The organism is Streptomyces sp. NPDC092369, assembly GCF_044755245.1.
Taxonomy (GTDB): Bacteria; Actinomycetota; Actinomycetes; order Streptomycetales; family Streptomycetaceae; genus Streptomyces.
Genome location: NZ_JBIVQP010000003.1, coordinates 271430 through 297971, shown reverse-complemented (window position 1 = coordinate 297971; position 26542 = coordinate 271430). Strand labels below are relative to the sequence as shown.

Genomic DNA, 26542 nt, shown 5'->3' with positions numbered 1-26542 from the left:
GCTGTGCCAGACTGCCCCCGTGCTCTCGTTCGCCATGATTATTGGCAGCAGGCGCGCCGGTCCGCAGTGACCGCCACGTACGACCAGGTACGGGCGGACACCGTCGTTCTCGACCCGCGCGCAGACCTCTCGCACCCGCGAGGGGTTTTTCGCTTTTCTGGCCCACCTCAAGCCGGGAGCGGAGCGCGAGGGATCATTGGAGGACGGTGGAGCCGGTCATTCCGGTACAGACCGAGATCCAACACAGGAGCCTTGACACCATGACGGAACCCAGCGAGCTCGACGACTCGTTCCACGTCTTCGACACCACCCTGCGCGACGGCGCCCAGCGCGAGGGCATCAACCTCACCGTCGCGGACAAGCTGGCCATCGCCCGTCACCTGGACGACTTCGGCGTCGGCTTCATCGAGGGCGGCTGGCCGGGCGCCAACCCGCGGGACACCGAGTTCTTCGCCCGCGCCCGGCAGGAGATCGACTTCAAGCACGCCGAGCTGGTCGCGTTCGGCGCGACCCGCAGGGCCGGCGGCAAGGCGAGCGAGGACCCGCAGGTCAAGGCGCTCCTGGACTCGGGCGCCGAGGTGATCACGCTGGTCGCCAAGTCCCACGACCGGCACGTCGAGCTCGCGCTGCGCACCACGCTGGACGAGAACCTGGAGATGGTCCGCGACACGGTGTCCTTCCTCAAGGACCAGGGCCGCCGCGTCTTCGTCGACTGCGAGCACTTCTTCGACGGCTACCGCGCCAACCCCGAGTACGCGAAGGCGGTCGTACGGACCGCCGCGGAAGCCGGCGCCTCCGTCGTGATCCTGTGCGACACCAACGGCGGGATGCTCCCGGCGCAGATCCAGGCCGTGGTCGCCACGGTCCTCGCCGACACCGGCGCCCGGCTCGGCATCCACACCCAGGACGACACCGGCTGCGCGGTCGCCAACACCCTCGCCGCCGTCGACGCGGGCGCCACCCACGTCCAGTGCACAGCGAACGGCTACGGCGAGCGCGTCGGCAACGCCAACCTGTTCCCGGTGGTGGCGGCCCTGGAGCTGAAGTACGGCAAGAAGGTCCTGCCAGAGGGCAAGCTGCGCGAGATGACCCGCATCTCGCACGCCATCGCGGAGGTCGTGAACCTCACCCCCTCCACCCACCAGCCCTACGTCGGTGTCTCGGCCTTCGCGCACAAGGCGGGGCTGCACGCCTCCGCGATCAAGGTCGACCCGGACCTGTACCAGCACATCGACCCCGAGCAGGTCGGCAACACCATGCGGATGCTGGTCTCCGACATGGCGGGCCGCGCCTCCATCGAGCTCAAGGGCAGGGAACTGGGCGTGGACCTCGGCGGCGACCGCGCGCTGGTCGGCCGGGTCGTGGAGCGCGTGAAGGAACGCGAACTCAAGGGCTACACCTACGAGGCCGCCGACGCCTCCTTCGAACTCCTGCTGCGCGGCGAGGTCGAGGGCCGCCCCCTGAAGTACTTCGAGGTCGAGTCCTGGCGGGCCATCGTCGAGGACCGCCCCGACGGCTCCCACGCCAACGAGGCCACCGTCAAGCTCTACGCCAAGGGCGAGCGCATCGTCGCCACCGCCGAGGGCAACGGCCCGGTCAACGCCCTGGACCGAGCCCTGCGCGTGGCCCTCGAAAAGCTCTACCCCCAGCTCGCCAAGCTCGACCTCGTCGACTACAAGGTCCGCATCCTGGAAGGCGTCCACGGCACGTCCTCCACCACCCGGGTCCTGATCTCCACGTCCGACGGCACGGGCGAGTGGTCGACGGTGGGAGTGGCGGAGAACGTGATCGCCGCGTCCTGGCAGGCCCTTGAGGACGCGTACACCTACGGTCTGCTGCGGGCGGGCGTGGAGCCGCCGGCGTAACTCCGGCCGCCTCAGCAGGAGTCCTCGGCGAGTTTCTCGAACTCGTCGAGGCTCATAACACTGTCGTCGGCCCAGACCTGGCCGGGCTTCAGAGCGGTGATCTGTTCGGTGGAGAACTCCACGATCCCGTTGTACGAGTCGCCCGTGACGTAGTGCCCGAAGGTCAGCGAGTAGTGGTGCTTGGGCAGGAGCCGCTGCTCGCCCCGGTGCCGGGCCTGCCAGGCGGGCGGCGGCGAGAACAGCGGGAACTCGGCGTCCCCGCCCAGCTTTTCCTTCCGTACATCCCATCCCGTGGTGGCCGGCCCGTCATCGGCGGCCCCGGCCCACCCGTCGAGCGACGGCTTCTCGTAGGTGTCGTCGCCGCACGGCCGGATCAGCGCGTGCGGCGCCCCGTCCGCCCCGACCCGAATCCCGGCCAGCGGAAGATCGATCGCCCCGCACCCACTGAGCAACAGGCACCCGGCCACCGCACCCGCGAAGGCCACCCCTGTACGTCTCATGTCCCGCCCCCCCCGTGAGGGCGGGACATGATCCCGCCCTACTGCAGATGCCACTTCTGGTTGGCGGCTCCCGTGCAGGTCCAGATCTGTGCCCGTGTTCCGTTCGCCGACGAATTGCCGGTCACGTCAAGGCACTTGTTCGCCGCCGCATTCACCACATCACCGGTCGTCGCGTTGTACGACCACTGTTGCGCACCGGTCCCGTTGCAGTCGTACAACTGCACCTTCGCCCCGTCCGCCGTCGACGCCGAGGTCACGTCCAGGCACTTGCCGAGCGACCGGACCGAGCCGTCGGTCCCCACGGTCCACTGCTGGGCCGTCGAGCCGTTGCAGTCGTAGAGCTGCACGGCGGTGCCGTTGGTGGTCGAACCGCCCGCCACGTCAAGGCACTTGTTCGCCAGGCCGACGAAGGCGCCGGTCTGGCTGCCACCGCCCGACTGGGTCCCGGTCCAGGTGAACGTCGCCGACGTCTTGCCCGGCAGGGAGTAAGTGGCGTGCTGGCCACCCCAGTTGATGGTCACGGTCTTGGCGGCGGACCCGTCGTTGTAGGCGATCAGCGCCTTGGACCCGTCCGGGTTGCGCCAGGCCACGTTGGGCACGTTGGCGGAGGCGGTGGAGGCGATCCGCTGGGCGCCCGGCCGGACGAACTTCGTCAGGTGCCCCATCGTGTAGTACTCGACCGTGTAGTCGACGGTCCCGCTCGCGCCGTCACCGTTGTGCACGGTGATCAGGCCGGTGCAGGTACCGCAACCGCCGTTGTGCGGGCCCATGTTCTGGTCCACGGCCAGCGACCACTTGGTCACCGACTTCGCCCAGTTGCGGGTGTAGTCGATGATGTTGTTCATGTCCTCGCGCTGCTGGTTGGCGATCCAGGTGCCGCCGGAGTGCTCGGTCCCGAAGGCGTCCAGCGTCGGGTACTGGTTGTGCACGGTGGTCTGCTTGTTGATGTCACCGCCGTACCCGTGCCAGGCGATCCCGCCGAAGTTCGGGTGCGAACGGACCGCCGCGTCGTCGACGGTCGGCGCCGCGTAGGAGTCGTAGACGTCCCAGTTCCAGTCGTGCGCGAGGACCTTGGTGGTCAGCCCGGCCGCCTGGAGCTTCGGCAGCAGCTCGCTCTTGGTGAAGTACGCGAGCCCGCTCCCGTTCCAGCTCATGGACGGGTACCCCGAACAACAGGTCGGCTCGTTCTGCGCGGTCACGTACGAGACGTTGACGCCCTGGGCCTTGTAGGCCTGCAGGTACTTCACGAAGTAGTTGGCGTACGCCCCGTAGTCCTCGGACTTGAGCCAGCCGCCGTTGAGCGACCCGCTGTCCTTCATCCAGGCCGGCGCCGTCCATGGCGAGGCCATGACAGTCAGAGAGGGGTTGAGGCTCAGCGCCTGCTTGGTCAGCGGCACGACATCCGCGAGGTCGTGCGCGATCGAGAAGGAGTTGAGGTTCGGGTCGGTCTGCCCGGCCGGCACGTCGTCGTACGAGTACCCGTACCGCGCCAGGTCGGAGGCGCCCATCGGATTGCGCAGGAACGACAGACCGATGCCGTCCGTCGGCGAGAACAGCTTGGTCATGGTCGCGTTCCGGGTCGACGCGGACAGCGCCCCGCTGCTGTTCATCAGCCAGGCCGCGGTGTCCGTGAAGGACGCGCCGCCGCCGGTGAAGGTCTGGTAGCGGGTGTTCTCGTCGACGGTGATGTTCTCGCCGCTGCCGCCCGAACCGGACTGGAAGGCGAAGGGCGTCTGGGCCTGGAGGCCGCGGGTGACATGGCGGCCGCCGGCGTCGTCGGTGGTGGTGAGATAGGCGGTGACCTGTTCGCCTGCGGCGTGTGCGGGGACGGTGGCCGCGGTGATGCCGGCCGTGGAGAGCAGACCGGCCAGCAACAGCCGGATCGCGCGGGGGGTTCTCCTCATGCTGCGTCGCCCTTCCCGAAATGTCTGACGTGGGTACCCAAATGTCGACGTGACGTCTTGACGGGTGTGTGGGCCGTTAGTTAACTCACGGCGTGATCTAAGTCATGAGTGAACCAGAGAGTCGAGGAATGGTCTATGCCAAGAACCGCTCTGCTCGTCTCCGCCGCCTTGCTCACCGCTCTGCTGTCACCAACCGTCTCCCAGGCCGCCGACGACCCCGCCCCGGCGCCCGTCGACCGCTTCGAGGGGGAGGTGCCGTTCGCGAGCCAGCCCGCCGACGGCATCTTCACCTGGGGCAGTGACAACGACGACCCGCCCCAACTCCAGTTCGCCGACCGCGCCGACGCCCCCGAGGGTGCCAAGGTCCTGTCCGGGACCTACGACATCAGCGGCTACGGCGGCTTCACCCACGACTTCGCCGCCACCGAACCCGCCCACGACTGGTCCGCCCACAAGGGCATCCGCTTCTGGTGGGACGGCCGGAACAACGGCAAGAAGATCGCCTTCGAGCTCAAGGACGGCGGCGCCCACGGCGAGGCCTCCGAGCTGTGGACCACGTCCTTCACGGACGACTTCAGCGGCTGGAGACAGATCGAGATCCCCTTCACCGATTTCGTATACCGAACCGATTACCAACCCGTCGGCGGCATCGACCACGTCCTGGGCCTCACCCAGATGTGGGGCTACGCCGTCACCCTCCCCGTCGGCGCTCCGGGGCAGTTCGCCATGGACGGCGTCGAGTTGTACGGCAAGGCCGACCAGGCCCTGCGCGCGAACGTCACCACGGACGCCGCCGTCTACCCGGTCAAGGAGGGCCGCACGGCGACCGTCAAGGTCACCGTCGCCACCACCGGCTCCGCCCCGATCGACGACCCGGTGACCGTCACCTACGAGACCGCCGCGACCGGCACCGCCGAACCCGGCAAGGACTACACCCCGGTCACCGGCACCCTCACCTTCCCGGCCGGCACCGTCTCCGGCACGACGCAGACCGTCAAGGTCCCCACCCTCAGGGACAAGTCGGCCGAGAACGCCGAGACCATCCCGCTCAAGCTCACGGTCACCGGCGCCAAGGCCCCGACCGAGCAGCCCGAGGTCGTGGTCGACGCCCACGGACTGCCCTACCTGGACAGCAAGTTGCCGATCAGGAAGCGCGTCGCCGACCTCCTCTCCCGCATGTCCCTTGAGGAGAAGGCCGGTCAGATGACCCAGGCCGAGCGCGGCGCCATGGGCACGCCCTCGGACATCGCCTCCTACGACCTCGGCTCGCTGCTCTCCGGCGGCGGCTCGACGCCCACGCCCAACACCGCGGCGGCCTGGGCCAAGATGATCGACGGCTTCCAACTCCGCACGCAGGCGACCCGGTTCCAGATCCCGCTGATCTACGGCGTCGACGCGGTGCACGGCCACAACAACCTGGCCGGCGCCACCGTCATGCCCCACAACATCGGCATCGGCGCCACCCGCGATCCCGGGCTCGCCCAGCGGACAGGGGCGGTGACCGCCTCCGAGGTCCGCGCCACCGGCGTCCCGTGGGACTTCGCCCCCTGCCTCTGCGTCACCCGCGACGAACGCTGGGGCCGCTCCTACGAGTCCTTCGGTGAGGACCCGGCACTGGTCAAGTCCATGGAGACGGTCATCCAGGGCCTCCAAGGAGCCGCCAACGGCAAGGACTTGAAGGACGACGACAAGGTCCTCGCCACCGCCAAGCACTTCGTCGGCGACGGCGGCACCGAGTACGGCTCCTCCACCACCGGCACCTACACCATCGACCAGGGCGTCACCAAGGTCACCCGGCAGCAGCTGGAAGCCGTCCACCTGTCGCCGTACCAGACCGCCGTGGACCGGGGCGTCGGCACGGTCATGCCGTCCTACTCCTCGCTCGACATCCTCGGCGACGGCCAGGGCCCGGTGAAGATGCACGCCCGCGCCGACATGATCAACGGCGTGCTCAAGGGCCGGATGGGCTTCGACGGGTTCGTCATCAGCGACTGGAACGCGATCGACCAACTCCCGGGCGACTACGCGGCCCACGTCAGCACCTCGGTCAACGCGGGCGTCGACATGATGATGGTCCCGTACAGCTACAAGGACTTCACCACGACCCTGATCACCCAGGTGAAGGCCGGTGCCGTCACCGAGAGGCGGATCGACGACGCCGTGTCCCGCATCCTCACCCAGAAGTTCAAGCTCGGCCTCTTCGAGCACCCGTACGCCGACACCGGCAACGCCTCGAAGATCGGCTCGGCCTCGCACCGGGCCGTGGCCCGGCAGGCGGCGGCCGAGTCGCAGGTCCTGCTGAAGAACGCGGGTGACGTCCTGCCGCTGAAGAAGAACCAGAAGGTCTACGTGGCCGGTTCGAACGCCGACGACCTCGGCAACCAGACCGGCGGCTGGACCATCACCTGGCAGGGCTCCTCCGGCACCAACACCACCGGCACGACGATCCTCCAGGGCATGAAGAACGCCGGCGGCAACGTCACCTACTCCAAGGACGCCTCGGCCGCCACCAGCGGCTACGACGTCGGTGTGGTCGTCGTCGGCGAGACCCCGTACGCCGAGGGCATCGGAGACGTCGGCAACGGCAACGACCTCTCCCTCACCCCGGCCGACCGGGCAGCCGTCGACAAGGTGTGCGCGGCCATGAAGTGCGCGGTGCTGATCGTCTCCGGGCGCCCGCAGCTGATCGGCGACCAACTCGGCGACATCGACGCCCTGGTGGCGTCCTGGCTGCCGGGCACCGAGGGCGACGGCGTCGCCGACGTCCTCTACGGCAAGCGGGGCTTCACCGGCCAACTCCCGGTCACCTGGCCCAAGTCGGAGGCCCAGCTGCCGATCAACGTCGGCGACACGGCGTACGACCCGCAGTACCCGTACGGCTGGGGCCTGACCACGAAGACCAAGGTCCCGGGTGGTGGCACGGCGACGCTGAAGGCGCTCGCGGTGGCGGCCGCGCTCGCCGACCGGCACGGAGCCGACGAGGCGGCCCGCGCGCTCGTCGACAAGGCCCGGCTGATCGTCCAGCAGAAGATCGGCCAGAACGTCACGGCCGCGACGGCGAAGCCCTTCGCGGACGCGGATCACCTGTCGCTCACCGGAAAGTACGCAGAGGCGGTGGAGAAGCTGATCACCGCCTACCGGGCGGCCTGATCGCAGGGCCGCCACCTGCGTGAACGGCGGGCTTGGGGAGGCTTCGGGTAGCGTCGACGTATGAAGGTCGTCGCACGGACCCGAAGCCTCCCGGGGCTGCTCCTGGCCCTGCTGGTCGCAGCCCTGACCGTCCTGGCGACGGGCCCCGCACCCGCCTCCGCCGCCACCACCGCGACCGGCGTCGGCACGATCGCCGACGCCCTGCGCGAGAGCCCCGTCTACGTCGACCCGGCAGCGTCCGCCCAGCTGTCCGCGGCCGACGCCGACGCCCTGGCCAAGCAGATCAAGGACGCCGACAAGCCGCTGTTCGTCGCGGTCCTCCCGGCCGGTTACCCGACCCAGGACCTCTTCCAGAACCTGCGCACCGACACGGGCGTGACGGGCCTGTACGCGATCCGCCTCGGCGACCGCTTCGACGCGAAGGCCGACTCCGCCGTCCTGCCGCGCACGGCGGTGACGAACCTGGTCACCAGCGTCAAGGGCGACACCGACGCCAGGACCCAGCTGACCGACTTCACCGACCGCGCCCTCGCCAACATGGGCGGTTCGGCCCCCGCGAGCTGGGGTTCCTCCTCCGACGACGGCGGAGTGTCGTCCGGCGCGCTGATCGGCGTGGGCGCGGTCGTGGTGCTGGGCGGCGGAGGCGTGTACGCCCTCGTCCGCCGCAACCGCCGCCGCAAGGCCGAGGAGCAGCGAGCCGCCCTGGAGCGACTGCGGGTAGTGGTCGACGAGGACATCACGGCCTTCGGCGAGGAACTGGACCGTCTCGACTTCCACCCCGCGGAGGCGGGCGCCGACGACGCCATGCGCGCGGACTACGAACGCGCCCTGGACGCCTACGAGCAGGCGAAGTCGGCCATGGCGGCGGCCACGAAACCGGAGGACGTCCGTCCGGTCACCGAGGCCCTGGAGGACGGCCGCTTCTCGCTCGCCCAGCTCGCCGCCCGCCGCGAGGGCCGCCCGCTGCCCGAGCGCCGCCCGCCCTGCTTCTTCGACCCCCGCCACGGCCCGTCCGTCGCCGACGCCGTCTGGACGCCGGCCGGCGGCGCCCCGCGCGAGGTACCCGTCTGCGCGGCCGACCGGGCCCGTCTGGCCGACGGCCACGACCCGGCGATCCGCGAGGTCGACACCGACTACGGCCGCCGCCCCTACTGGGACGCGGGCCCGGCCTACGGCCCCTGGGCGGGCGGCTACTTCGGCGGCGGTCTGCTCCCCGGCCTCCTCGTCGGCACCCTGCTGGGCAGCATGATGGCCACCCCGTCCTACGCCGCCGACTACGGCACCGGCTACGGCGACTTCACCACCGGCGGCTACGACGGCGGCGACGTCTCCGGCGCCGACTTCGACTCCGGCGACTTCAGCGGCGGCTTCGGCGACGGCGGAGGCGGCGACTTCGGCGGGGGAGGGGACTTCGGCGGGGGTTTCTGAGCCGAGGACATTTCTCGGCCAACCGTCTGCGGAAGGCGCATCACAGGCGGACAGTGTGATCCATGACGAGTCTTTACGACCACGCGGGCGGAGACGAGGCACTGCACCGCCTGGAGGAGATCTTCTACGCGAAGGCGCTCGCGGACCCCGTGCTCCGCGAGGTTTTCTCGCACCGCGTCCCGTCCCACGTCGACCATCTGACCTGGTTCACGGCCGAGTCCTTCGGCGGTCCCGACCGTTTCACGCGTGAGCTGGGCTTCGAGTACATCATCGGCGTGCACCGGGGGCTGCACATCACCGACGAGCAGCGCGAGCGCTTCGTGCGGGCGTATCTGGAGGCGCTCGACGAGGCGGGGCTGCCCGACGACGAGCCGTTCCGTACGGCCGTGCGCGAGCATGTCGAGTTCGGTGCCCATGTCGCCCAGCGGAACTCACGCGCCGAGACGGACGAGGAACTCCATCCTCTGCGCGAAGTGCCGCACTGGACCTGGTAGTTCACCTGTCAGGTCATCGGCCGACCGCCGCTCACCCGACCCCCGGCACGACCAGCCCCGTCTCGTACGCCATCACCACCGCCTGCGTACGGTCCCGCAGCCCCAGCTTCGACAGGATCCGGCTGACGTGAGTCTTCACGGTCTCCTCGCCCACGTGCAGACGGACGGCGAGCTCGGGATTGGACAGCCCCTGGGCCAGCAACCGCAGCACGTCGGTCTCGCGCGGAGTGAGAGCGTCAAGTGCCGTGTGCGCGGGGCCGGTTCGAGGACGCTGACGCGCGAACTCGGCGATCAGCCGACGGGTGATCGCGGGCGCGAGCAGGGCCTCGCCGGCCGCCACCACCCGCACCGCGTCGAAGAGCCGCTCCGCCGTCACGTCCTTGAGCAGGAACCCGCTCGCCCCGGCGGTCAGGGCGTCGTACACGTACTCGTCCAGGTCGAACGTGGTCAGCACCAACACCCGCGGCGCGTCCGGGCCTTGCAGCCGCGCGGTCGCCCGGATCCCGTCCATGACGGGCATGCGTACGTCCATGAGCACCACGTCGGGCAGCTGCTCCCGGCACACCCGCACCGCCTCGGCGCCGTCGGGGGCGGTCCCGACGACCGTGAAGTCGGCCTGGGTGGCGAGGAGCCCGGCATACCCGACCCGGACGATCTCATGGTCGTCGGCCACGACGATCCGAATGCTCACGCGAGCACCTCCGCCCGCACCGGCAACCGCGCCTCCACCAGGAAGCCGCCGCCGGGCGCGGGCCCGGTGCGCAGCGTGCCGCCCACGGTCGCCGCGCGCTCCCGCATGCCGAGCAGCCCATGGCCGGGGGAGCCGGTCGCGGGCCCGGGCCCGTTGTCGCGCACACGCAGCGCCAACTCCGTCTCCCCGTACCGCAGTTCCACGTCCACGGCGGCGCCCGGCGCATGCCGGCGGGCGTTGGTCAGGGCTTCCTGGACGATTCGGTAGGCGGTGACCTCGACGCCCGGGTCGAGCGCGGTGACCGGTCCGCTGACGATCAGTCGGGTCGTCGCGCCGGCCGCGTCGCGTGACTCGTCGATCAGGTCGAGGAGTTGACCGAGCCCGGGCTGCGGGGCCCGCTGGACGCCGGTGTCCGCGTCCTCCCGCAGTACGCCGAGCAGCCGCCGCATCTCCGTCAGTGCGGTGCGCGCGGTGTTCCCGATGGCCAGGAAACGGTCCGCGCCCTCCGGGGGCAGCCCCCGCGTGGTGAGCCGGCCGGTCTCCGCCTGGACGGCGATCATCGAGATGTGATGGGCGACGACATCGTGCAACTCCCGCGCGATACGCGCCCGTTCGCCCCGGGCGGCATGTTCGAGGAGCGTGTCCGCGAACGCCTGCTCGGTCGCGCTGTGCGCGAGCACAGTGCTGCGCACGTGATGCGTGATACCGGTCGCCGCCGCGGCGGACCCGAGCGTGGCGAGCAGGACGGCGACGATCCGGGTGGCGTCCTCATGACTGAACAGCGCGACGACGACGTACGGCACGACGAGCAGCCCGGCCGGCAGCGGCCACCCCGTCCGCGCCAGTACGTACACGCAGATCAGCTCGGCGACGGCGGCGCCCGCGGTGAGCGCCTGGAACGGTACGAGCGCGAGCACGCACGCGGCGCTCACGGCGATCGCGGCCGCGACCCGGCTGCCCCGCCCGGTCCCCAGGACGAAGGAGAGCGGTCCCGTCGTGGCGAGCGCGAGCAGCAGCACGACGGCGAGGCTGCTGTGCGGATCACCGCTGCGGATCAGGCCCTCGCCGACCGCGAGGGCCGCCAGTGCGGTGGGCAAGGCCCGCTGCGCACCGGCGATCCGTGTCCCGATGCCGCCGCGTACCCCCGCTGAAGTCGAAGTCTTCTCACCCACGTACGCCATTGTCCCGAGCCGCCTCCTGCGCGCATCCCCTACGCGAGGGACCTCCCCGGCGTGACGACACCCCCGCACCGCCGCCCCTAGCCTCCCTCACCATGAGCGACGCAACCATCGAAGTCCGCGGTCTGCGCAAACGGTTCGGCCGGACCCTCGCGGTCGACGGCCTCTCCTTCACGGTCGAGCCCGGCACGGTGACCGGCTTCGTCGGCCCCAACGGCGCCGGGAAGTCGACCACTTTGCGTGCCCTCCTCGGCCTGGACGCCCCCGACGAGGGCCAGGCCCTCATCGCCGGCCGCCCCTACCACGCCCTGCGCACCCCGCTGTTGGAGGTCGGCGCACTCCTGGACGCGGCCGCGCTGCACCCCGCCCGCCGGGGCCGTGATCATCTGCGCTGGCTCGCCCACTCCCACGGACTGTCCGTCCGCCGGGTCGACGACGTCCTCGCCCAGGTCGGCCTGGAGTCCGCCGCCCGCCGCCGGGCCGGCGGTTACTCCCTCGGCATGCGCCAGCGCCTCGGCATCGCGGCGGCCCTGCTCGGCGACCCGCCGATCCTGCTCCTGGACGAGCCGGTCAACGGCCTCGACCCCGAGGGCATCCAGTGGATCCGCCGCCTGCTGCGCCGACTGGCCGCCGAGGGCCGCGCCGTCCTCGTCTCCAGCCACCTGATGAGCGAACTGGAGGACACCGCCGACCACTTGGTGGTCATCGGCCGAGGCCGCCTGATCGCCGACACCTCGGTCTCCGAGCTGTTGCACGCCGCTTCCGGCGACCGTGTCCGCCTGCGCACCGAGGCCCGTACGCAGGCGATGGAACTCCTCGCCCGCGAGGGCGGCCGGGTCGCCGTCACCGACCGGGACATCCTCATCGTCACCGGCCTGCCCGCACCCCGCGTGGTGGAACTCCTGACCGCGGCCCGCGTCCCCTTCGCCGAAGTCGGCGCCCACCGGGCCACGTTGGAGGAGGCGTACATGGAACTCACCCGGGACAAGGCCGAGTTCACGGCCGAGTCCGCGTCCGTAGGGGCATCCGACGAGGTGACCCGATGACGACGAGGACAACGTCGGAGCCCGAGACCGCGCCCACCCCCTACCGCTCCCGCCTCCACCCCACCCACGCCGGCTTCCCCCGCCTCCTGCACGCCGAGTGGACCAAGTTCCGTACGGTCCGCGCCTGGCCGCTCGTGCTGCTGGCCGCCGCCGTGGCCACCGTACTGATCACGCAGTTGAGCGCGAGCGGCTCCGCCACCAGCGGCGGACCGGACGTCATCCAGGGCCCCGACGGCACCACGGTCACCGACGCCTTCCGCTTCACCCACCGCCCGCTCACCGGCGACGGCACCGTCACGGCCCGGGTCACCGGCCTGAAGACCGCCGACGGCAGAAGCGTGGAGCCCTGGGCGAAGGCCGGGATCATCGTCAAGTCGAGCCTGCGGCAGGGCTCTTCGTACGCGGCGGTGCTGGCCACCCCCGGCCACGGCGTGCGCATGCAGTGGAACTTCACCCACGACACGGCCGGTTCGGACTCCGAGGTGACGGAGGTACCGCGCTGGCTGCGCCTGACGCGGACCGGCGACCGCCTCACCGGCTACGAGTCCGCCGACGGCGCCAAGTGGTCGAAGATCGAGGACGTCAGTCTGTCCGGCCTGCCGAAGACCGTGCAGGTGGGCCTCGTCCTGGCCACCCCCGGCCACCAGGACGTGCGCCGCTCCTTCGGCGGTTCGAGCCAGTCGACCGGCGGCGGACGCGCCACGGCCACCTACGACCACCTGACGCTGAGCGGCACCTCGACCACAGCGGCCTGGACCAGCACGGACGTCGGCGCTCCGACCTCCGACGCGCCCGCCCCCGGCCCCGCCCCCAGCAACGCCCGCCCGGACTCCTCCACCACCGTCACCAACGGCACGTACACCCTCACCGGCCAGGGCGACATCGGCCCCGACCAGAGCGGCCCGGACATCGTCCAGATGAGCTTCCAGGGCGTCTTCGTCGGCATCCTGTTCATGATCGCCCTCGGCGCGCTCTTCGTGACCGGCGAATACAAACGGGGCCTGATCCGTACGACGTTCACGGCGACGCCGGCCCGGCTGAAGGTGCTGGCGGCCAAGACGACGGTGATCGGCGCAGTGACCTTCGCGGTCGGCCTCGCAGCCGTGGCCATCGGTTACTCGCTCGCCCAGAGCACCCTGCGCGGCAACGGCTTCGGCCCCCCGGCCTTCCCGGACCACCCCCTGCTGGAGAACCCGGCCCTGCGCGCGGTCCTGGGCAGCGCCGCGCTGCTGTCTCTGGTCGCCGTGCTGGCACTGGCGGTTGGAATCGTGCTCCGCAACAGCGCGGGCGCGATCGCCACGGTGGTCATGCTCGTGATCCTCCCGCAGATCCTGTCCTTCGCCTTCCCGCTCCCGGCCGCCCGCTGGCTGCTGCGGGTGACCCCGGCGGCGGCCTTCGCGGTCCAGCAGGGGGCGAAGAAGTACGACTTCACCGCGCACAGCTGCCTTCCGGAGGGCGGCTGTTACCCCCTGTCCCCCGGCAACGGCTTCGCGGTCCTGGCGGCTTACACGGCGGCGGCCCTGCTCCTGGCGGCCTGGACGGTACGCAGGAGGGACGCGTGAAGGCACTGCGCCCGCTGCACGCCGAGTGGACGAAACTCCGTACGCTGCCGAGCACTTGGTGGCTTCTGTCGGCCCTCGTCGCCCTCACCCTCGCGATCGGCGCCGCCGCGATCGCCCCGGTCGCCGCCGATGTCTGTCCGGGCGGCACCTGCGACGAGGACACGGTGAAGCTCAGCCTCACCGGCGTCTGGCTGGGCCAGGCGGCCTGTCTGATCCTGGGCGTCCTGACGATGGGCGCGGAGTACGGCACGGGCACGATCCGCACGACCCTGACGGCGATCCCGACGCGCTGGCGGGTCCTGGCGTCCAAGGCGACTGTGCTGGCGCTGCTGACGGCGACCGGGGGAGCGGTGGGAGTCCTGGCTTCCGTCCTCCTGGCCGACGCGCTCCTGCCGGACTACGCCCCCGCCCTGCGCCCCACCCTGGGTTCGGTCCTCTCCCTGGCCCTGGTCGCCCTGCTGGGCCTGGCCCTGGCGACCGTGCTCCGCGACACGTCGGCAGCGATCACCCTGGGTCTGGGCATCCTCTACGTCGTCCCGCTCCTGGTCACGATCATCCCGTCCCCCACCTGGCAACACCGCCTGGAGCGCTGGGCCCCCATGCCGGCGGCCCTCTCCATCCAGGCGACCCGCCACCTGGCCGACCTCCCGATCGCCCCTTGGCCGGGCCTGGGCGTGCTCGCGGCCTACGCGGCGGCGCTGCTCGTACTCGCGTGCCTGCTGTTCCGATTCCGGGACGCGTGAAAAGCGAAGGCGGCGGAGTCGTAGTGATCGGCACTACGAATCCGCCGCCTATCCCCGCAGGGTCACGCGTTCTTGATCGCGGAGATGTCGAAGTTGAGCTTGATCTTGTCGGAAACGAGCACGCCGCCGGTCTCCAGCGCCGCGTTCCACGTGAGGCCCCACTCGGAGCGCAGGATCTCGGCCTTGCCCTCGAAGCCGACGCGCTCGTTGCCGAACGGGTCCTTCGCGGCACCGTTGAACTCAAGGTCGATGGTGAGCGGCTTGGTGGTGCCGAGGATCTCCAGGTCACCCGTGATGCGGTAGTCGTCGCCGCCCAGGTACTCGGCCGAGGTCGAGCGGAAGGTCATCGTCGGGAACTCTTCGATCTTGAAGAAGTCGGCGCTCTTCAGGTGACCGTCACGGTCCGCGGAACCGGTGTCGATGCTGTCCATCTTGACGTCGATGGAGGCCGTCGACTTGGCCGGGTCCGAGCCGTCCAGGTGCAGCGTGCCGTTGAAGTCGAGGAATTTGCCCTTGACGTTGGTGACCATGGCGTGACGGGCCACGAAACCGAGCGTCGAGTGCGCCGGGTCGATGGTGTACTCGCCGGTCAGCGCGGCAAGCTCGGGGTTGACCGCGGAGGGGGCGGCGGTCTCGGTCTCGGTGCTGTCCTTGCGGCCGAAGATGCCCATGATGTGCTCCTGAGGGGACGATAGGCGGTGATGTTGAATGTTCAACGATGCCAACACGGAAGACCGTAGACCTATTCCGTTCGGGTTTCAACATCATCCACGTGTATTCATGGAATTACACTCCGTTGGCGGATTCTGGACTTCCGGAGGAGTGCTGAATGGCCAACGACTGGAACGATTCCGACCCCTATGACGTGCTCCGCCTGCGCTGGCTGGACATCGCCCTCGGAGCCGATTACGACCCAGGTCTCGAACCGTACGCCTCCCGCCTGACCGCCACCGGCGAACGGGCCCGCGGCTTCCGCGCGACCATGGCCCCGACCCCGGTCTCCCTCTGGCCGGGCCACCCCTTCGACCCGCCGTCCGGGATCACCCGGAGCTACGCCCGCCTGGAGACGATGGCCCGGGCCTACGTCCAGCCCGGCACCGGCTCCACCGCCGACCCGGCCCTCCTCGCGGACATCCTGCGCGGCCTCGACCACCTCTCCGCCACGGTCTACCACCCCGGCACCACCCGCTACGGCAACTGGTGGGAGTGGCAGATCGGCAGCCCCCGGCTCCTCCTGGACACCGTCGCGGCCCTGTACGACCACCTCACCGACGCCCGAATCACCGCCGCCTGCGCGGCAGTCGACCACTTCATCCCCGATGCCATGCTCACGGACTACTCCGGCACCTCCACCGGCGCCAACCGCGTCGACCTGTGCCGCTCGGTCGCCCTGCGCGGCATCCTGGGCCGTGCGCCCGCCAAGATTGCCCTCGCCCGCGACGCCCTCTCGCCGGTCTTCCCGTACGTCACCAAGGGGGACGGGCTGTACGCCGACGGCTCGTTCGTGCAGCACACCCGGGTCCCGTACTCGGGGACGTACGGACAGGTCATGCTCGACGGCCTGGGGCGCCTCTTCGCGTTGCTCGCCGGGTCCGAGTGGGAGGTGACGGACCCCGACCGGCAGGTCGTCCTCGACAGCGTCGAGCATGCCTACGCGCCCCTGATCCACGACGGGCTGATCATGGACGGCGTCAACGGCCGTGCCATCAGCCGGGGTTACCTGAAGAACGACGAACTGCACGTCATGCGCAGCGACCACTTCCACGGACAGGGTGTCATCGCCGCGATCGCGCTGCTGGCCGACGCGGCGAGCCCGGCCGAGCGCGACCGCTGGCACGGCATGATCAAGGGCTGGGCCGAACGGGACACGGTCACACCGGTTCTGACGGCGCCTCAATTCGACGTAGCCGATCTGGCGCGGCTGCGCGCGGTCGCCTCCCGGCCGCTCGCGCCCGTCCCCGAACCCGTCGGCCACCGCCTCTTCCCGGCCATGGACCGTGCCGTGCACCGCCGTTCGGGCTTCACGGTGAGCCTCGCGATGGCCAGTGACCGCATCGCGTACTACGAGTGCGGCAACGGCGAGAACCCGCGCGGCTGGCACACCGGCGCCGGGATGGTGTCCTGGTGGGCCAAGGGCGCGAGCGACCAGTACACGGACTGGTACTGGCCGACGGTCGACTGGTACCGGCTGCCCGGCACCACCGTCTCCACCAAGCGCCTGCCCGACCGCGCCGGCGGCGAGTGGGGCGCCCCCGGACCCGACGTGCGCTGGGTCGGCGGCACGACGGACGGCGAGTACGCGGCCGTCGGCCAGCACCTCAAGGGGCTCGGCTCGACCCTGGAGGCCCGCAAGTCCTGGTTCTGCGTGGCGGACGCGGTGATCTGCCTCGGTACCGGGATCAGCTGCGCGGACGGGGTGCCGGTCGAGACGGTGGTGGACAACCGCAATCTGGGGGAGGGCGGGAGCGCGCGGCTGGTGCAGAGGCCGGGCTGGGCGCATCTGGAGGGGCATGGCGGCTGGGTGGTCCAGGAGGGCGGGCTGAGGAGCCTGCGTGAGGACCGGACCGGGGCCTGGTCCGACATCAACACCACGAGCACGACGGAGCGGGCCACCCGCCGCTGGCAGACCCTCTGGCTGGATCACGGCACGGACCCCGTCGACGCCCGCTACCTGTACCTCCTCATGCCGGGCGCGACCCGCGGGGCGGTCCAGGCTCGAGCCGCCGACCATCACTGGCTGTCGATCCTGGCCAACGACGGCGTGAGCCAGGCCGTCCAGGTCCACTCCCTCGGACTGACGGCGGCGAACTTCTGGCAGGCGGGCACCGCGGGCCCGCTCACCGTCTCGGCGGAGGCGAGTGTGCTGGTCCGCCGCAGGGGCCGTACCGCTACCCTCTGCGTGAGCGAGCCGCCCCGCACCGGCGAGCCGCTGGAGATCACCTGGCACCACCCCGTCCACGAAGTCGTGCGGGCCGACGACACGGTCGACATCCTCGCCACGGGCCGCCGGCTCCGCCTCCGCGTCACTCCGGGGATGGCATGCGCCACGCATGAATGTGAGGTGACTCTCAGCTGACGGGTTTGTGTGACCCCTACAAGGCCAGAGCCCCCTGAGCAGTCGGAACGGCTGCATGCCGTCAAGGTTCTGTTCAGTGCTACCAGGAAAACGGGTCGGAGACTGTACGGAGTCGACGTCCCGCTCACCTCGCTCTCCTTCGTAAGGTCGCTACATGACCGTTTTGGATGATGCTGTATCTCCCGGGAGCGAGCCGACGGACGCGCGCGGGCGGGTGGCCGAGCTGCACGAGATCCGTGCGCAGGCTCTGGCCGGCCCCAGCGAGAAGGCGACCGAGGCACAGCACGCCAAGGGCAAGCTGACGGCGCGCGAGCGTATCGAGCTGCTCCTTGACCCGGGCACCTTCCAGGAGGTCGAGCAACTGCGCCGGCACCGGGCGACCGGCTTCGGCCTGGAGGCCAAGAAGCCGTACTCGGACGGTGTCATCACCGGCTGGGGCACGGTGGAGGGCCGCACGGTCTTCGTCTACGCCCATGACTTCCGCATCTTCGGCGGCGCGCTGGGCGAGGCCCACGCCACGAAGATCCACAAGATCATGGACATGGCCATCGCGGCCGGCGCCCCGCTGGTCTCGCTCAACGACGGCGCCGGCGCCCGTATCCAGGAGGGCGTCAGCGCCCTGGCCGGCTACGGCGGCATCTTCCAGCGCAACACCAGGGCCTCCGGCGTCATCCCGCAGATCTCGGTGATGCTCGGCCCGTGCGCGGGCGGCGCGGCCTACAGCCCCGCCCTCACGGACTTCGTGTTCATGGTCCGCGAGACCTCGCAGATGTTCATCACAGGACCGGACGTCGTCAAGGCGGTCACCGGCGAGGAGATCACGCAGAACGGCCTGGGCGGCGCCGACGTGCACGCCGAGACCTCCGGCGTCTGCCACTTCGCCTACGACGACGAGGAGACCTGCATCGCGGAGGTCCGCTACCTCCTCTCCCTCCTCCCGCAGAACAACCGCGAGAACCCGCCCCGCGTCGACTCCACGGACGCGGCGGACCGCCGCAGCGACGTCCTGCTCGACCTGGTCCCGGCGGACGGCAACCGTCCGTACGACATGGCCAAGGTCATCGAGGAGATCGTCGACGACGGCGAGTACCTGGAGGTCCACGAGCGCTGGGCCCGCAACATCATCTGCGCCCTGGCCCGTCTCGACGGCCAGGTGGTCGGCATCGTCGCCAACCAGCCGCAGACCCTGGCGGGCGTCCTGGACATCGAGGCGAGTGAAAAAGCTGCGCGCTTTGTCCAGATGTGTGACGCTTTCAATATCCCGATCGTCACCTTCCTGGACGTGCCGGGCTTCCTCCCCGGTGTCGACCAGGAGCACGGCGGCATCATCCGCCACGGCGCGAAGCTCCTTTACGCCTACTGCAACGCGACCGTGCCCCGGATCTCGCTGATCCTGCGCAAGGCGTACGGCGGGGCCTACATCGTCATGGACAGCCAGTCCATCGGCGCCGACCTCACCTACGCCTGGCCCACGAACGAGATCGCCGTGATGGGCGCCGAAGGTGCCGCCAACGTCATCTTCCGCCGGCAGATCGCCGAGGCCGAGGACCCCGACGCCATGCGGGCCCGCATGGTCAAGGAGTACAAGTCCGAGCTGATGCACCCGTATTACGCGGCCGAGCGCGGCCTGGTCGACGACGTCATCGACCCCACCGAAACCCGCGAGATCCTCATCCGCTCACTCACGATGCTGCAGACCAAGCACGCGGACCTGCCGTCCCGCAAGCACGGCAACCCCCCGCAGTAACCCAGCGGACCCTCCGCGCTACCCGCGCGGAAACCTCTCTCACGGAGACTGAGACCTATGACCACGCCTGACATCCGCGTCGAGAAGGGCCACGCCGAGCCCGAGGAAGTCGCCGCCATCACGGCCGTCCTCCTGGCCCGCGCCGCTGCCCAGCCGTCCACCGACCCGGCCGACAGCACCCCGAAGCCGAAGGCAGGCTGGCGCCGCCTGGAGCGCGAGGGCGGCTTCAGGGCCCCGCACAGCTGGCACTGACCCCCACGGCAGACGCAAAAAGAAGGGCCCCTCCTCGCGGAGGGGCCCTTCTCGTGTCCTGTCTACCGCAGGCGCGCCATCAACGCGTGCTCCACCAGCGTGATCAGCGCCGACTTCGCGTCCGCGCGGTGGCGGGCGTCGGTGGTGATGATCGGGGTGTCGGGGCCGATCTGCAGGGCCTCCCGGACCTCGTCCGGGTTGTACGGCTGGTTGCCGTCGAAGCCGTTGAGGGCGATCACGAACGGCAGACCGGAGTTCTCGAAGTAGTCCACCGCCGGGAAGCAGTCGGCGAGACGGCGCGTGTCCACGAGGACGATCGCGCCGATCGCGCCACGCACCAGGTCGTCCCACATGAACCAGAACCGGTCCTGTCCCGGGGTGCCGAACAGGTACAGGATGAGGTCCTGGTCCAGGGTGATGCGTCCGAAGTCCATGGCGACCGTGGTGGTCGTCTTGTCCCCGGTGTGGGTGAGGTCGTCGATGCCCGCGGACGCGGACGTCATCACGGCCTCGGTACGCAGCGGGTTGATCTCCGAGACGGCCCCGACGAACGTGGTCTTGCCCACGCCGAAGCCACCCGCCACCACGATCTTCGCCGAGGTGGTGGAGCGGGAAGGACCGCCGCTAGAGCTTGCGAAGTCCACTGAGCACCCTTTCGAGCAGTGTCACGTCTGGCTGACCGCCGGCGTTCTCGTCGCCGCCGGGCTGATGAATGGCGACCAGGCCCGCCTCCGCCAAGTCGGCGACGAGGATCCTGGCCACGCCGAGAGGGATGGTCAGCAGCGCCGAGATCTCGGCCACCGACTTGATCTCGCGGCACAGATTGCAGATCCGCTGATGCTCGGGCAACTGCCCCTGCATCTGGTGCGGCTGTGCGGTGGTGTGCACCAGCGCCTCGATGGCGAGCTGGTAACGCGGGCGCGTCCGGCCGCCGGTCATGGCGTACGGACGTACCAGCGGGTTGTTCGCCGCCCCTGCGGGCGACGGCTCGGAGCGTCGCTGCGGCTGCACGGGCTGGATACGCGGCGCCGGCGGCTGGTCGTACGGCGACGGCCCAGGTCCCTGGGGCGCGTACGGCTGTTGACGCCGGTGGCTGGGCGCGGAGGGGAAGTTGTAACGGTTCGGGTTCTGGGAACCGTCGCCCTGGCCCTGGGCAGGGCCGTACGACCAGTTGCCCGAATTCGAACCGCCTGGGGGTGTTGCCACTTTCTCCTCCTCCGACTGTGCCGGGCACCCGATCCCTGTGGAGCCGCGTCCCGAAACCTTACGGCCCCGGGACGCCAATACGCACCGTCTGACTGTTAGTTGAGCAGGCTGCCCTGGAGCTCGGCACGGAGGTCGGGGGTCAGGACGGTGCCCGCCCGGTCGACCAGAAGGGCCATCTCGTACCCAATGAGGCCGATGTCCGCCTCGGGGTGTGCAAGTACCGCGAGCGAGGAACCGTCGGAGACGGACATGATGAAGAGGAATCCCCGCTCCATCTCCACAACCGTCTGGTTCACGCTGCCGCCTTCGAAGATGCGCGAGGCACCGGCGGTCAACGAGGTCAGACCGGAAGCGACGGCCGCGAGCTGATCGGCACGGTCGCGGGGAAACCCTTCGGACATCGCCAGAAGGAGTCCGTCGGCGGAGACCACCACCGTGTGGGACACCCCCGGGGTGTTGTCCACGAAGTTGGTGATCAACCAGTTCAGGTTCTGTGCCGCCTGGCTCATCGGGCTCACACTAACGCTCCTGGTTGTAGGTGCTGTCAGAGCCGAAGCCCTGGCCGTTCGTTTCACTGCTGCCCGCCGCGCTGCGTCCGCGCTGGACGCCCCGCCGCAGGTTGCTCAGCCGGCCCCGGACGTCCTCCGGGGCACGGGAGACCTGTGGGCCTCCCTGAGGGGTGCTCTCGGCGGCGCCCTCGACCAGGTTGGCCTTGGGTACCCGCCGGGGCAGACCGGAGGAGGTGACTCCGCCCGCCTTGGGCTTCTTCAGTGCCGAGGCCTGCTGCCAGCGCGCGTCGTTCGCCGAGCGCCAACTGTCGCCACTGCCGATGCCGTTGGTGTTGCCGTTGTTGTTCCCGTGGGCACTGCTCTCCGTTGCCGGAGCGGGGGCCGACGCTTCCAGGCTCGTGTGCCGCACACCGTTCGAACCGTTGGTGCCGCCCGCCATGGAGCCACGGCGCGGAAGCCCGGCGTCGGTCAGGTCGTGGCCGACGGAGGAAGCCGGTCCCGGACGGTCGAAGCCTACGTGGTCGCGCTCGGTCACGTCAGCGGCCTGCGCGGATTCCGCTTCGGGAGCGTACTGGTCGGCGTACCCGTTCTGGTAACCGTCCTGCTGCGGCCAGTCGTCCTGGTAGCGACGCTCTTCGAACGCCGCGAAGGCTGGAGCCGCTCCGGCCCGCTCGGCCGGCCGCTCCTCCTGGACGGGCTCCGCATACGCGGGCTCCGGGTAACCGCCGTTGGGGGAGAAGGTGTCGTTCTGCGGCAGTCCGCCGTTCGGCGCGTAGTACGGCTCGTCGTACGACGGCTGCTGGTGCTCCTCGTACGGGGCCTGCTGCGGCTCGTCGTACGCCGGACCGACCTCGTACGCCCCGGTCTGGTCCGGGTAGCCGCCCTGGCCGTTGTCGTACGCCGGCTGCGCGTCGAAGGAGTCGGGGTACCCGGAGCCGTCAGCGGACTCCTGACCGGGCTGCTGGCCCGCCTGGGCCTCCAGGGCCGCCCGGCGCTCCTCACGCATCAGCGAGCGGCCTACGGGGTCCAGCTCCCGTATGTCGTCCGGGACCTCCGCGTAGCGGCTGTCGTCGAAGCCGAGTTCGGCCGCCGTGCGCAGCGGGGCGAGGTTGAAGTCCTCGCCGCCGAAGTTCTGCTCCGGAATGATCTGCGAGACCGTGAACTCGTCGCGGTCCAGCTGCTGCTCGCCTCCGCCACCGTGGGTGATCGCGTCCGGCAGCATGACCAGCGAGGTGGTACCGGCCTGCTCGCCCGAGGGGCGCAGCTGGACCCGGATGCCGTGCCGGTCGGACAGCCGGCCGACCACGAACAGGCCCATGCGCTGGGAGATCGCGGCGTCCACGGTCGGCGGGTTGGCCAGCTTGTGGTTGATGTCCGCGAAGTCCTCGGCGGTGAGGCCGATGCCCTTGTCGTGGATCTCGATCATGATGCGGCCGTCGGGGAGACGGGTCGCGGTGACGCGGACCTTGGTCTGCGGTGAGGAGAACGTGGTCGCGTTCTCCAGGAGCTCGGCGAGCAGGTGCACGAGGTCGGTGACCGCGCGGCCGTGGATCTCGGCCTCGGGGACACCGGACAGCTCGACACGCTCGTACTGCTCCACCTCGGAGGAGGCGGCGCGCAGCACGTCGACCAGCGGGACCGGCTGGTCCCAGCGGCGGCCGGGCTCCTCGCCGGCGAGGACCAGGAGGTTCTCGCCGTTGCGGCGCATACGGGTCGCGAGGTGGTCCAGGCGGAAGAGGTTCTCCAGCTGGTCCGGGTCGGCCTCGTTGTTCTCCAGGTCGGTGATCAGGGTCAGCTGGCCCTCGATCAGGGACTGGTTGCGGCGCGAGAGGTTGGTGAAGATCGCGTTGATGTTGCCGCGGAGCAGGGCCTGCTCGGAGGCGAGCCGGACCGCCTCGCGGTGGACCTGGTCGAAGGCCCGGGCGACCTCGCCGATCTCGTCCTTGGTGGTGATCGGGATCGGCGCGACCCGGGTGTCGACGCGGCCGGGATCGGTGCGCGAGAGCTGGTCGACCAGCATCGGCAGCCGCTGTTCGGCGATGCCGAAGGCGGCGTTGCGCAGCTGGCGCATGGCGCGGGACATCTGGCGGGCCACCGCGCCGGCCAGGATGAAGGCCAGCAGCAGGGCGACGACCACGGCGGCACCGGTGATCAGCGCGTCGCGCTTGGCGTTGTCCGCGATGTCGGTGGCCTCGTTCACCGCCTTGTCGGCCAGGTCCGACTCGATCTGGCGGTAGGCGTTGTACTTGAGCGTGTTGACCGCCCACCAGTTCTCGGCAGTGGTGCCCTTCTGGGCGAGCGCGGCGCGGGCGCTGGGGTCGGTCGTCTGCAGGGTCGCCAGCGCCGTGACCATGTCGGTCGGGTTGCTCGGCGGCGGCACGTAGGTCTCGCCCTTGGCCTTCGCGTCGGCGGCGGCCTTCTGCGCCAGCGCGGCGCCCTCGGTCTTGATCTTCGCGGTGGCGACGTCGAGCTTCTTCGCGTCCGCGGCGGTACCGCCACCGACGTACTCCTCGATGGCGATGCCTTCGAGGTAGGCGTACGAGGAGATGGCGACGCGCTGCTTGCCGAGCGAGTCGGCCGACGGGCCGGGGTTGACCAGCAGGTGCATGCCGATCGAGCGCTCGAGCGACAGCGCGGCCTTCGTCAGCGAGATCGCGTAGACGGTACGGCCGTAGCTGGTGATGTTTCCGGTGCCCAGACCGAGCTCGTTGGCGAACTCCATCAGGGGGTGCGCGATGAGGGTGTAGCCCTCTTCGGTCTGCACGCCGGGAAGCTTGGAGGTGTACGCCGCCGCGCGGATGCCCGCCAGCTTGGGCTCCTGGGCCCGGAACAGGCTGAGGCGGCGCAGCAGGCCGGCCTTCTGCGGCATGTTCTGCGCCGCCTCGTCGAAGGCGTCGGCGGCCTTGTCCGTGTTGGCGCGTACGGCCTTGACGGTGGCTTTGTCGGTCGCGCTCTGGGACGAGCCCTTCAGGAGCGGGGCAGCGCTGATGTCGCGCTCGTTGTAGAGGGCGTCGCCGTAGGTCAGCGAGGCGCGCACCAGACGCGCGGTGTCCGCCGCGTCCTCGGCGTCCTGCCAGGTGTCGATCGAGCTCTTCACCTGGAAGCCGCCCATGACGAGGCCGACCAGCACGGGTATGAGCAGGATCGCGTTCAGCCGCGTCGGCACTCGCCAGTTGCGCGGGGAGAAACGGCCGCCGCTCGATGGGGGCGCGGCCGTCGGCTCCGGACCAGGCATAGTGGCGGGCGCCGCTCCGCGCGGCGGCGGGGTGAAGTTGCCCCGTGCCGACGGCTCGGGACCGTTCTTGCTTCGCCTCACTCGACCAACAACCTTCCGGCGGTCGGCACCAACGGTGTGCCGCAGTGTCTCAGAGCCCAGTTCACCCATGTGTACGTACTACTTCCTAGTACGTCTTTGACTAATGGGCAGTTCAGGCATTCCAGCACGACGACCAGTGCTCTTCCAAACAGTGGAAAGCACGGTTTCAACGTGATGTAAGCCCCAGATAAAACGGTCATAAAGAACGAGCCCCGTCAAAAGACGGGGCCTTCGTGCGCACAGTGAGACCGGCTGACGACGACGCGTGGCCGTACCACCCGATACCTCTGCCGAAACGTTATGAACACCGGGGCCGACCGTGTCAAAGGCCACAGTCGGCTCCGGGACATCTACGACAACTGCCGTACAGCATTGCCGACTTGGGTGCCGGCTACCGCAGCCGTGCCATCAGGGCGTGCTCTACCAATGTGATGAGCGCGCTCTTGGCGTCGGACCGGTGCCGGGCGTCAGTGGTGATGATGGGGGTGTCGGGCCCGATCTGCAAGGCCTCGCGCACCTCCTCGGGGGCGTAGGGCTGGTGCCCGTCGAAGCCGTTGAGGGCGACGACGAACGGCAGACCCGAGTTCTCGAAGTAGTCCACGGCCGGGAAACAGTCGGCCAGGCGCCGGGTGTCCACGAGCACCACCGCGCCGATGGCGCCCCGCACCAGGTCGTCCCACATGAACCAGAACCGGTCCTGTCCCGGCGTACCGAACAGGTACAGGATCAGGTCCTGGTCGAGCGTGATACGGCCGAAGTCCATGGCCACCGTGGTGGTGGTCTTGTCCCCGGTGTGGGTGAGGTCGTCGATGCCCGCGGACGCGGACGTCATCACGGCCTCCGTGCGCAGCGGGTTGATCTCGGAGACGGCGCCCACGAACGTGGTCTTGCCGACGCCGAAGCCACCCGCCACCACGATCTTCGCGGAGGTGGTTGCCCGCCCTCCGTCAGAGCTTGCGAAGTCCACTGAGCACCCTTTCGAGCAGGGTCACGTCCGGCGCACCGGTCGTCTCGTCGCCACCAGGCTGGTGGATGGCGACGAGCCCGGCCTCAGCCAGGTCCGCGACAAGGATCCGGGCCACGCCCAGCGGCATGGCCAGGAGCGCCGACACCTCCGCGACCGACTTCACCTCACGGCACAGGTGGCAGATGCGCTGGTGCTCCGGGAGCAGCCCCATGAGCGCTGCCGGGTCGGCCGTGGTGCTGATCAGCGCCTCTATCGCGAGCTGATAGCGCGGCCGGGTCCGGCCGCCGGTCATCGCGTAAGGACGTACCAGCGGCTGGTCGCCCTCATCCTCGTACGGCTCCGCGTACGGATCATGAGAGGCGGTGGGCGGGGTCATGAATCCTCCGGGCGGGACAGCAAGTCGGTCAGTCGTGCCGTCTGACGAGGCCGGTGGGGGGATTGTGGCGGCCGGACGGTGATTTGGTGAGACGGGTGGTGCCGGGGCCGATCAGTGGAGCAGACTGCCTTGAAGTTCGGCGCGCAGGTCGGGCGTGAGCACCGCGCCCGCGCGATCGACCAGAAGTGCCATCTCGTAACCGACGAGGCCGATGTCGCAGTCGGGGTGTGCGAGCACGGCCAGCGACGAGCCGTCCGAGATGGACATGAGGAAGAGAAATCCGCGTTCCATCTCGACGACCGTCTGCGCCACGTCGCCGCCCTCGAAGATCCGGGAGGCCCCGGCCGTCAGCGAGGTGAGCCCGGACGCGACGGCCGCCAACTGGTCGGCACGGTCCCGCGGAAAGCCTTCCGACATCGCCAGAAGAAGACCGTCGGCGGAGACGACGACGGTGTGGGACACACCTGGGGTGTTGTCCACGAAGTTGGTGATCAACCAGTTGAGATTCTGTGCCGCCTGGCTCATCTGGCTC

General features: G+C 70.0%; 22 protein-coding genes. 10 read left to right on the top strand and 12 right to left on the bottom strand.

The genetic code is table 11. The features are described 5' to 3' along the window. The first annotated feature begins 260 nt into the window (after positions 1-260). Positions 261-1865 carry a citramalate synthase gene (gene cimA / locus ACIQI8_RS18255; protein ID WP_402351163.1) on the top strand — a complete coding sequence of 535 codons (1605 nt, stop codon included), beginning with the start codon at positions 261-263 and terminating at the stop codon, positions 1863-1865. 11 nt (positions 1866-1876) lie between these two features. Here cimA and ACIQI8_RS18250 read toward each other — a convergent pair whose 3' ends face one another. Both ACIQI8_RS18250 and ACIQI8_RS18245 read right to left on the bottom strand, forming a co-directional pair. Further along, complete coding sequence (locus tag ACIQI8_RS18250; RefSeq protein WP_402351160.1) at positions 1877-2365, bottom strand: hypothetical protein; 489 nt, start codon at positions 2363-2365, stop codon at positions 1877-1879. 38 nt (positions 2366-2403) lie between these two features. Further along, positions 2404-4269, bottom strand: coding sequence for a ricin-type beta-trefoil lectin domain protein (locus ACIQI8_RS18245; RefSeq protein WP_402351157.1), 1866 nt, complete (start codon positions 4267-4269; stop codon positions 2404-2406). A 135-nt stretch (positions 4270-4404) separates the two neighbouring features. Here ACIQI8_RS18245 and ACIQI8_RS18240 point away from each other — a divergent pair, with 135 nt between their 5' ends. From ACIQI8_RS18240 to ACIQI8_RS18230, 3 genes are all read left to right on the top strand, one after another. Further along, positions 4405-7419: a glycoside hydrolase family 3 protein gene (locus tag ACIQI8_RS18240; RefSeq protein WP_402351154.1), complete on the top strand. Its 3015-nt coding sequence runs from the start codon at positions 4405-4407 to the stop codon at positions 7417-7419. A gap of 60 nt (positions 7420-7479) precedes the next feature. Then, positions 7480-8847 carry a hypothetical protein gene (locus tag ACIQI8_RS18235; protein ID WP_402351151.1) on the top strand — a complete coding sequence of 456 codons (1368 nt, stop codon included), beginning with the start codon at positions 7480-7482 and terminating at the stop codon, positions 8845-8847. A gap of 62 nt (positions 8848-8909) precedes the next feature. Next, entirely contained in the window at positions 8910-9341 is a 432-nt protein-coding gene (locus ACIQI8_RS18230) for a group II truncated hemoglobin (protein ID WP_402351148.1), read from the top strand. Positions 9342-9372: 31 nt separating this feature from the next. Here the strand turns inward: ACIQI8_RS18230 and ACIQI8_RS18225 are convergent, their stop codons facing one another. Beyond that, entirely contained in the window at positions 9373-10032 is a 660-nt protein-coding gene (locus tag ACIQI8_RS18225; protein WP_402351145.1) for a response regulator, read from the bottom strand. After that, entirely contained in the window at positions 10029-11204 is a 1176-nt protein-coding gene (locus ACIQI8_RS18220) for a sensor histidine kinase (protein WP_402351142.1), read from the bottom strand. The genes ACIQI8_RS18225 and ACIQI8_RS18220 overlap by 4 nt, the downstream gene beginning before the upstream one ends. Before the next feature lie 101 nt (positions 11205-11305). On the opposite strand from ACIQI8_RS18220, the gene ACIQI8_RS18215 reads away from it, so the two are divergent. Genes ACIQI8_RS18215 through ACIQI8_RS18205 form a run of 3 tightly spaced genes read left to right on the top strand, consistent with a single transcriptional unit; the run spans position 11306 to position 14561 of the window. Further along, positions 11306-12256 (top strand): ABC transporter ATP-binding protein, encoded by a 951-nt coding sequence (locus tag ACIQI8_RS18215; protein ID WP_402351139.1) that lies wholly within the window; start codon positions 11306-11308, stop codon positions 12254-12256. After that, the gene (locus ACIQI8_RS18210; protein WP_402351137.1) at positions 12253-13818 is read left to right on the top strand and encodes a hypothetical protein; all 1566 of its coding nucleotides are present in this window, start codon (positions 12253-12255) and stop codon (positions 13816-13818) included. The genes ACIQI8_RS18215 and ACIQI8_RS18210 overlap by 4 nt, the downstream gene beginning before the upstream one ends. After that, positions 13815-14561 carry an ABC transporter permease gene (locus ACIQI8_RS18205; RefSeq protein WP_402351134.1) on the top strand — a complete coding sequence of 249 codons (747 nt, stop codon included), beginning with the start codon at positions 13815-13817 and terminating at the stop codon, positions 14559-14561. Before ACIQI8_RS18210 ends, ACIQI8_RS18205 begins: the two co-directional genes overlap by 4 nt. A 62-nt stretch (positions 14562-14623) precedes the next feature. Here the strand turns inward: ACIQI8_RS18205 and ACIQI8_RS18200 are convergent, their stop codons facing one another. Next, a complete protein-coding gene (locus tag ACIQI8_RS18200) occupies positions 14624-15232 on the bottom strand; it encodes a YceI family protein (protein ID WP_402351131.1) in 609 nt (202 codons plus the stop codon). A gap of 158 nt (positions 15233-15390) precedes the next feature. On the opposite strand from ACIQI8_RS18200, the gene ACIQI8_RS18195 reads away from it, so the two are divergent. From ACIQI8_RS18195 to ACIQI8_RS18185, 3 genes are all read left to right on the top strand, one after another. Then, positions 15391-17637, top strand: a complete 2247-nt coding sequence (locus tag ACIQI8_RS18195; RefSeq protein WP_402351128.1) for a polysaccharide lyase 8 family protein — start codon at positions 15391-15393, stop codon at positions 17635-17637. A 154-nt stretch (positions 17638-17791) separates the two neighbouring features. Continuing rightward, positions 17792-19384, top strand: coding sequence for an acyl-CoA carboxylase subunit beta (locus tag ACIQI8_RS18190; protein ID WP_402351125.1), 1593 nt, complete (start codon positions 17792-17794; stop codon positions 19382-19384). 57 nt (positions 19385-19441) lie between these two features. After that, on the top strand, positions 19442-19636 hold the full coding sequence (locus ACIQI8_RS18185; protein ID WP_402351122.1) for an acyl-CoA carboxylase subunit epsilon: 195 nt from the start codon (positions 19442-19444) through the stop codon (positions 19634-19636). Between the two features lie 62 nt (positions 19637-19698). Here the strand turns inward: ACIQI8_RS18185 and ACIQI8_RS18180 are convergent, their stop codons facing one another. The 7 genes from ACIQI8_RS18180 to ACIQI8_RS18150 all read right to left on the bottom strand — a co-directional run bounded on the left by ACIQI8_RS18180 (position 19699) and on the right by ACIQI8_RS18150 (position 26535). Further along, positions 19699-20280 (bottom strand): ATP/GTP-binding protein, encoded by a 582-nt coding sequence (locus ACIQI8_RS18180; RefSeq protein WP_026248371.1) that lies wholly within the window; start codon positions 20278-20280, stop codon positions 19699-19701. Further along, positions 20261-20842 carry a DUF742 domain-containing protein gene (locus tag ACIQI8_RS18175; protein ID WP_123997516.1) on the bottom strand — a complete coding sequence of 194 codons (582 nt, stop codon included), beginning with the start codon at positions 20840-20842 and terminating at the stop codon, positions 20261-20263. Before ACIQI8_RS18175 ends, ACIQI8_RS18180 begins: the two co-directional genes overlap by 20 nt. 95 nt (positions 20843-20937) lie before the next feature. Continuing rightward, a complete protein-coding gene (locus ACIQI8_RS18170; protein ID WP_005479603.1) occupies positions 20938-21351 on the bottom strand; it encodes a roadblock/LC7 domain-containing protein in 414 nt (137 codons plus the stop codon). Between the two features lie 10 nt (positions 21352-21361). After that, on the bottom strand, positions 21362-24667 hold the full coding sequence (locus ACIQI8_RS18165; protein ID WP_402351118.1) for a nitrate- and nitrite sensing domain-containing protein: 3306 nt from the start codon (positions 24665-24667) through the stop codon (positions 21362-21364). Between the two features lie 391 nt (positions 24668-25058). After that, positions 25059-25634: an ATP/GTP-binding protein gene (locus ACIQI8_RS18160; protein ID WP_015657619.1), complete on the bottom strand. Its 576-nt coding sequence runs from the start codon at positions 25632-25634 to the stop codon at positions 25059-25061. Further along, on the bottom strand, positions 25615-26010 hold the full coding sequence (locus ACIQI8_RS18155; RefSeq protein ID WP_016432454.1) for a DUF742 domain-containing protein: 396 nt from the start codon (positions 26008-26010) through the stop codon (positions 25615-25617). The genes ACIQI8_RS18160 and ACIQI8_RS18155 overlap by 20 nt, the downstream gene beginning before the upstream one ends. Before the next feature lie 111 nt (positions 26011-26121). Next, positions 26122-26535 (bottom strand): roadblock/LC7 domain-containing protein, encoded by a 414-nt coding sequence (locus ACIQI8_RS18150; protein WP_123999246.1) that lies wholly within the window; start codon positions 26533-26535, stop codon positions 26122-26124. Between the last annotated feature and the right edge of the window lie 7 nt (positions 26536-26542).

Excerpts from the sequence above, each read along its gene's own strand:
- cimA (WP_402351163.1), top strand. The coding sequence starts at position 261 with ATGACGGAACCCAGCGAGCTCGACGACTCGTTCCACGTCTTCGACACC.
- ACIQI8_RS18250 (WP_402351160.1), bottom strand. The coding sequence starts at position 2,365 with ATGAGACGTACAGGGGTGGCCTTCGCGGGTGCGGTGGCCGGGTGCCTG.
- ACIQI8_RS18245 (WP_402351157.1), bottom strand. The coding sequence starts at position 4,269 with ATGAGGAGAACCCCCCGCGCGATCCGGCTGTTGCTGGCCGGTCTGCTC.
- ACIQI8_RS18240 (WP_402351154.1), top strand. The coding sequence starts at position 4,405 with ATGCCAAGAACCGCTCTGCTCGTCTCCGCCGCCTTGCTCACCGCTCTG.
- ACIQI8_RS18235 (WP_402351151.1), top strand. The coding sequence starts at position 7,480 with ATGAAGGTCGTCGCACGGACCCGAAGCCTCCCGGGGCTGCTCCTGGCC.
- ACIQI8_RS18230 (WP_402351148.1), top strand. The coding sequence starts at position 8,910 with ATGACGAGTCTTTACGACCACGCGGGCGGAGACGAGGCACTGCACCGC.
- ACIQI8_RS18215 (WP_402351139.1), top strand. The coding sequence starts at position 11,306 with ATGAGCGACGCAACCATCGAAGTCCGCGGTCTGCGCAAACGGTTCGGC.
- ACIQI8_RS18210 (WP_402351137.1), top strand. The coding sequence starts at position 12,253 with ATGACGACGAGGACAACGTCGGAGCCCGAGACCGCGCCCACCCCCTAC.
- ACIQI8_RS18200 (WP_402351131.1), bottom strand. The coding sequence starts at position 15,232 with ATGGGCATCTTCGGCCGCAAGGACAGCACCGAGACCGAGACCGCCGCC.
- ACIQI8_RS18195 (WP_402351128.1), top strand. The coding sequence starts at position 15,391 with ATGGCCAACGACTGGAACGATTCCGACCCCTATGACGTGCTCCGCCTG.
- ACIQI8_RS18190 (WP_402351125.1), top strand. The coding sequence starts at position 17,792 with ATGACCGTTTTGGATGATGCTGTATCTCCCGGGAGCGAGCCGACGGAC.
- ACIQI8_RS18185 (WP_402351122.1), top strand. The coding sequence starts at position 19,442 with ATGACCACGCCTGACATCCGCGTCGAGAAGGGCCACGCCGAGCCCGAG.
- ACIQI8_RS18170 (WP_005479603.1), bottom strand. The coding sequence starts at position 21,351 with ATGAGCCAGGCGGCACAGAACCTGAACTGGTTGATCACCAACTTCGTG.
- ACIQI8_RS18155 (WP_016432454.1), bottom strand. The coding sequence starts at position 26,010 with ATGACCCCGCCCACCGCCTCTCATGATCCGTACGCGGAGCCGTACGAG.
- ACIQI8_RS18150 (WP_123999246.1), bottom strand. The coding sequence starts at position 26,535 with ATGAGCCAGGCGGCACAGAATCTCAACTGGTTGATCACCAACTTCGTG.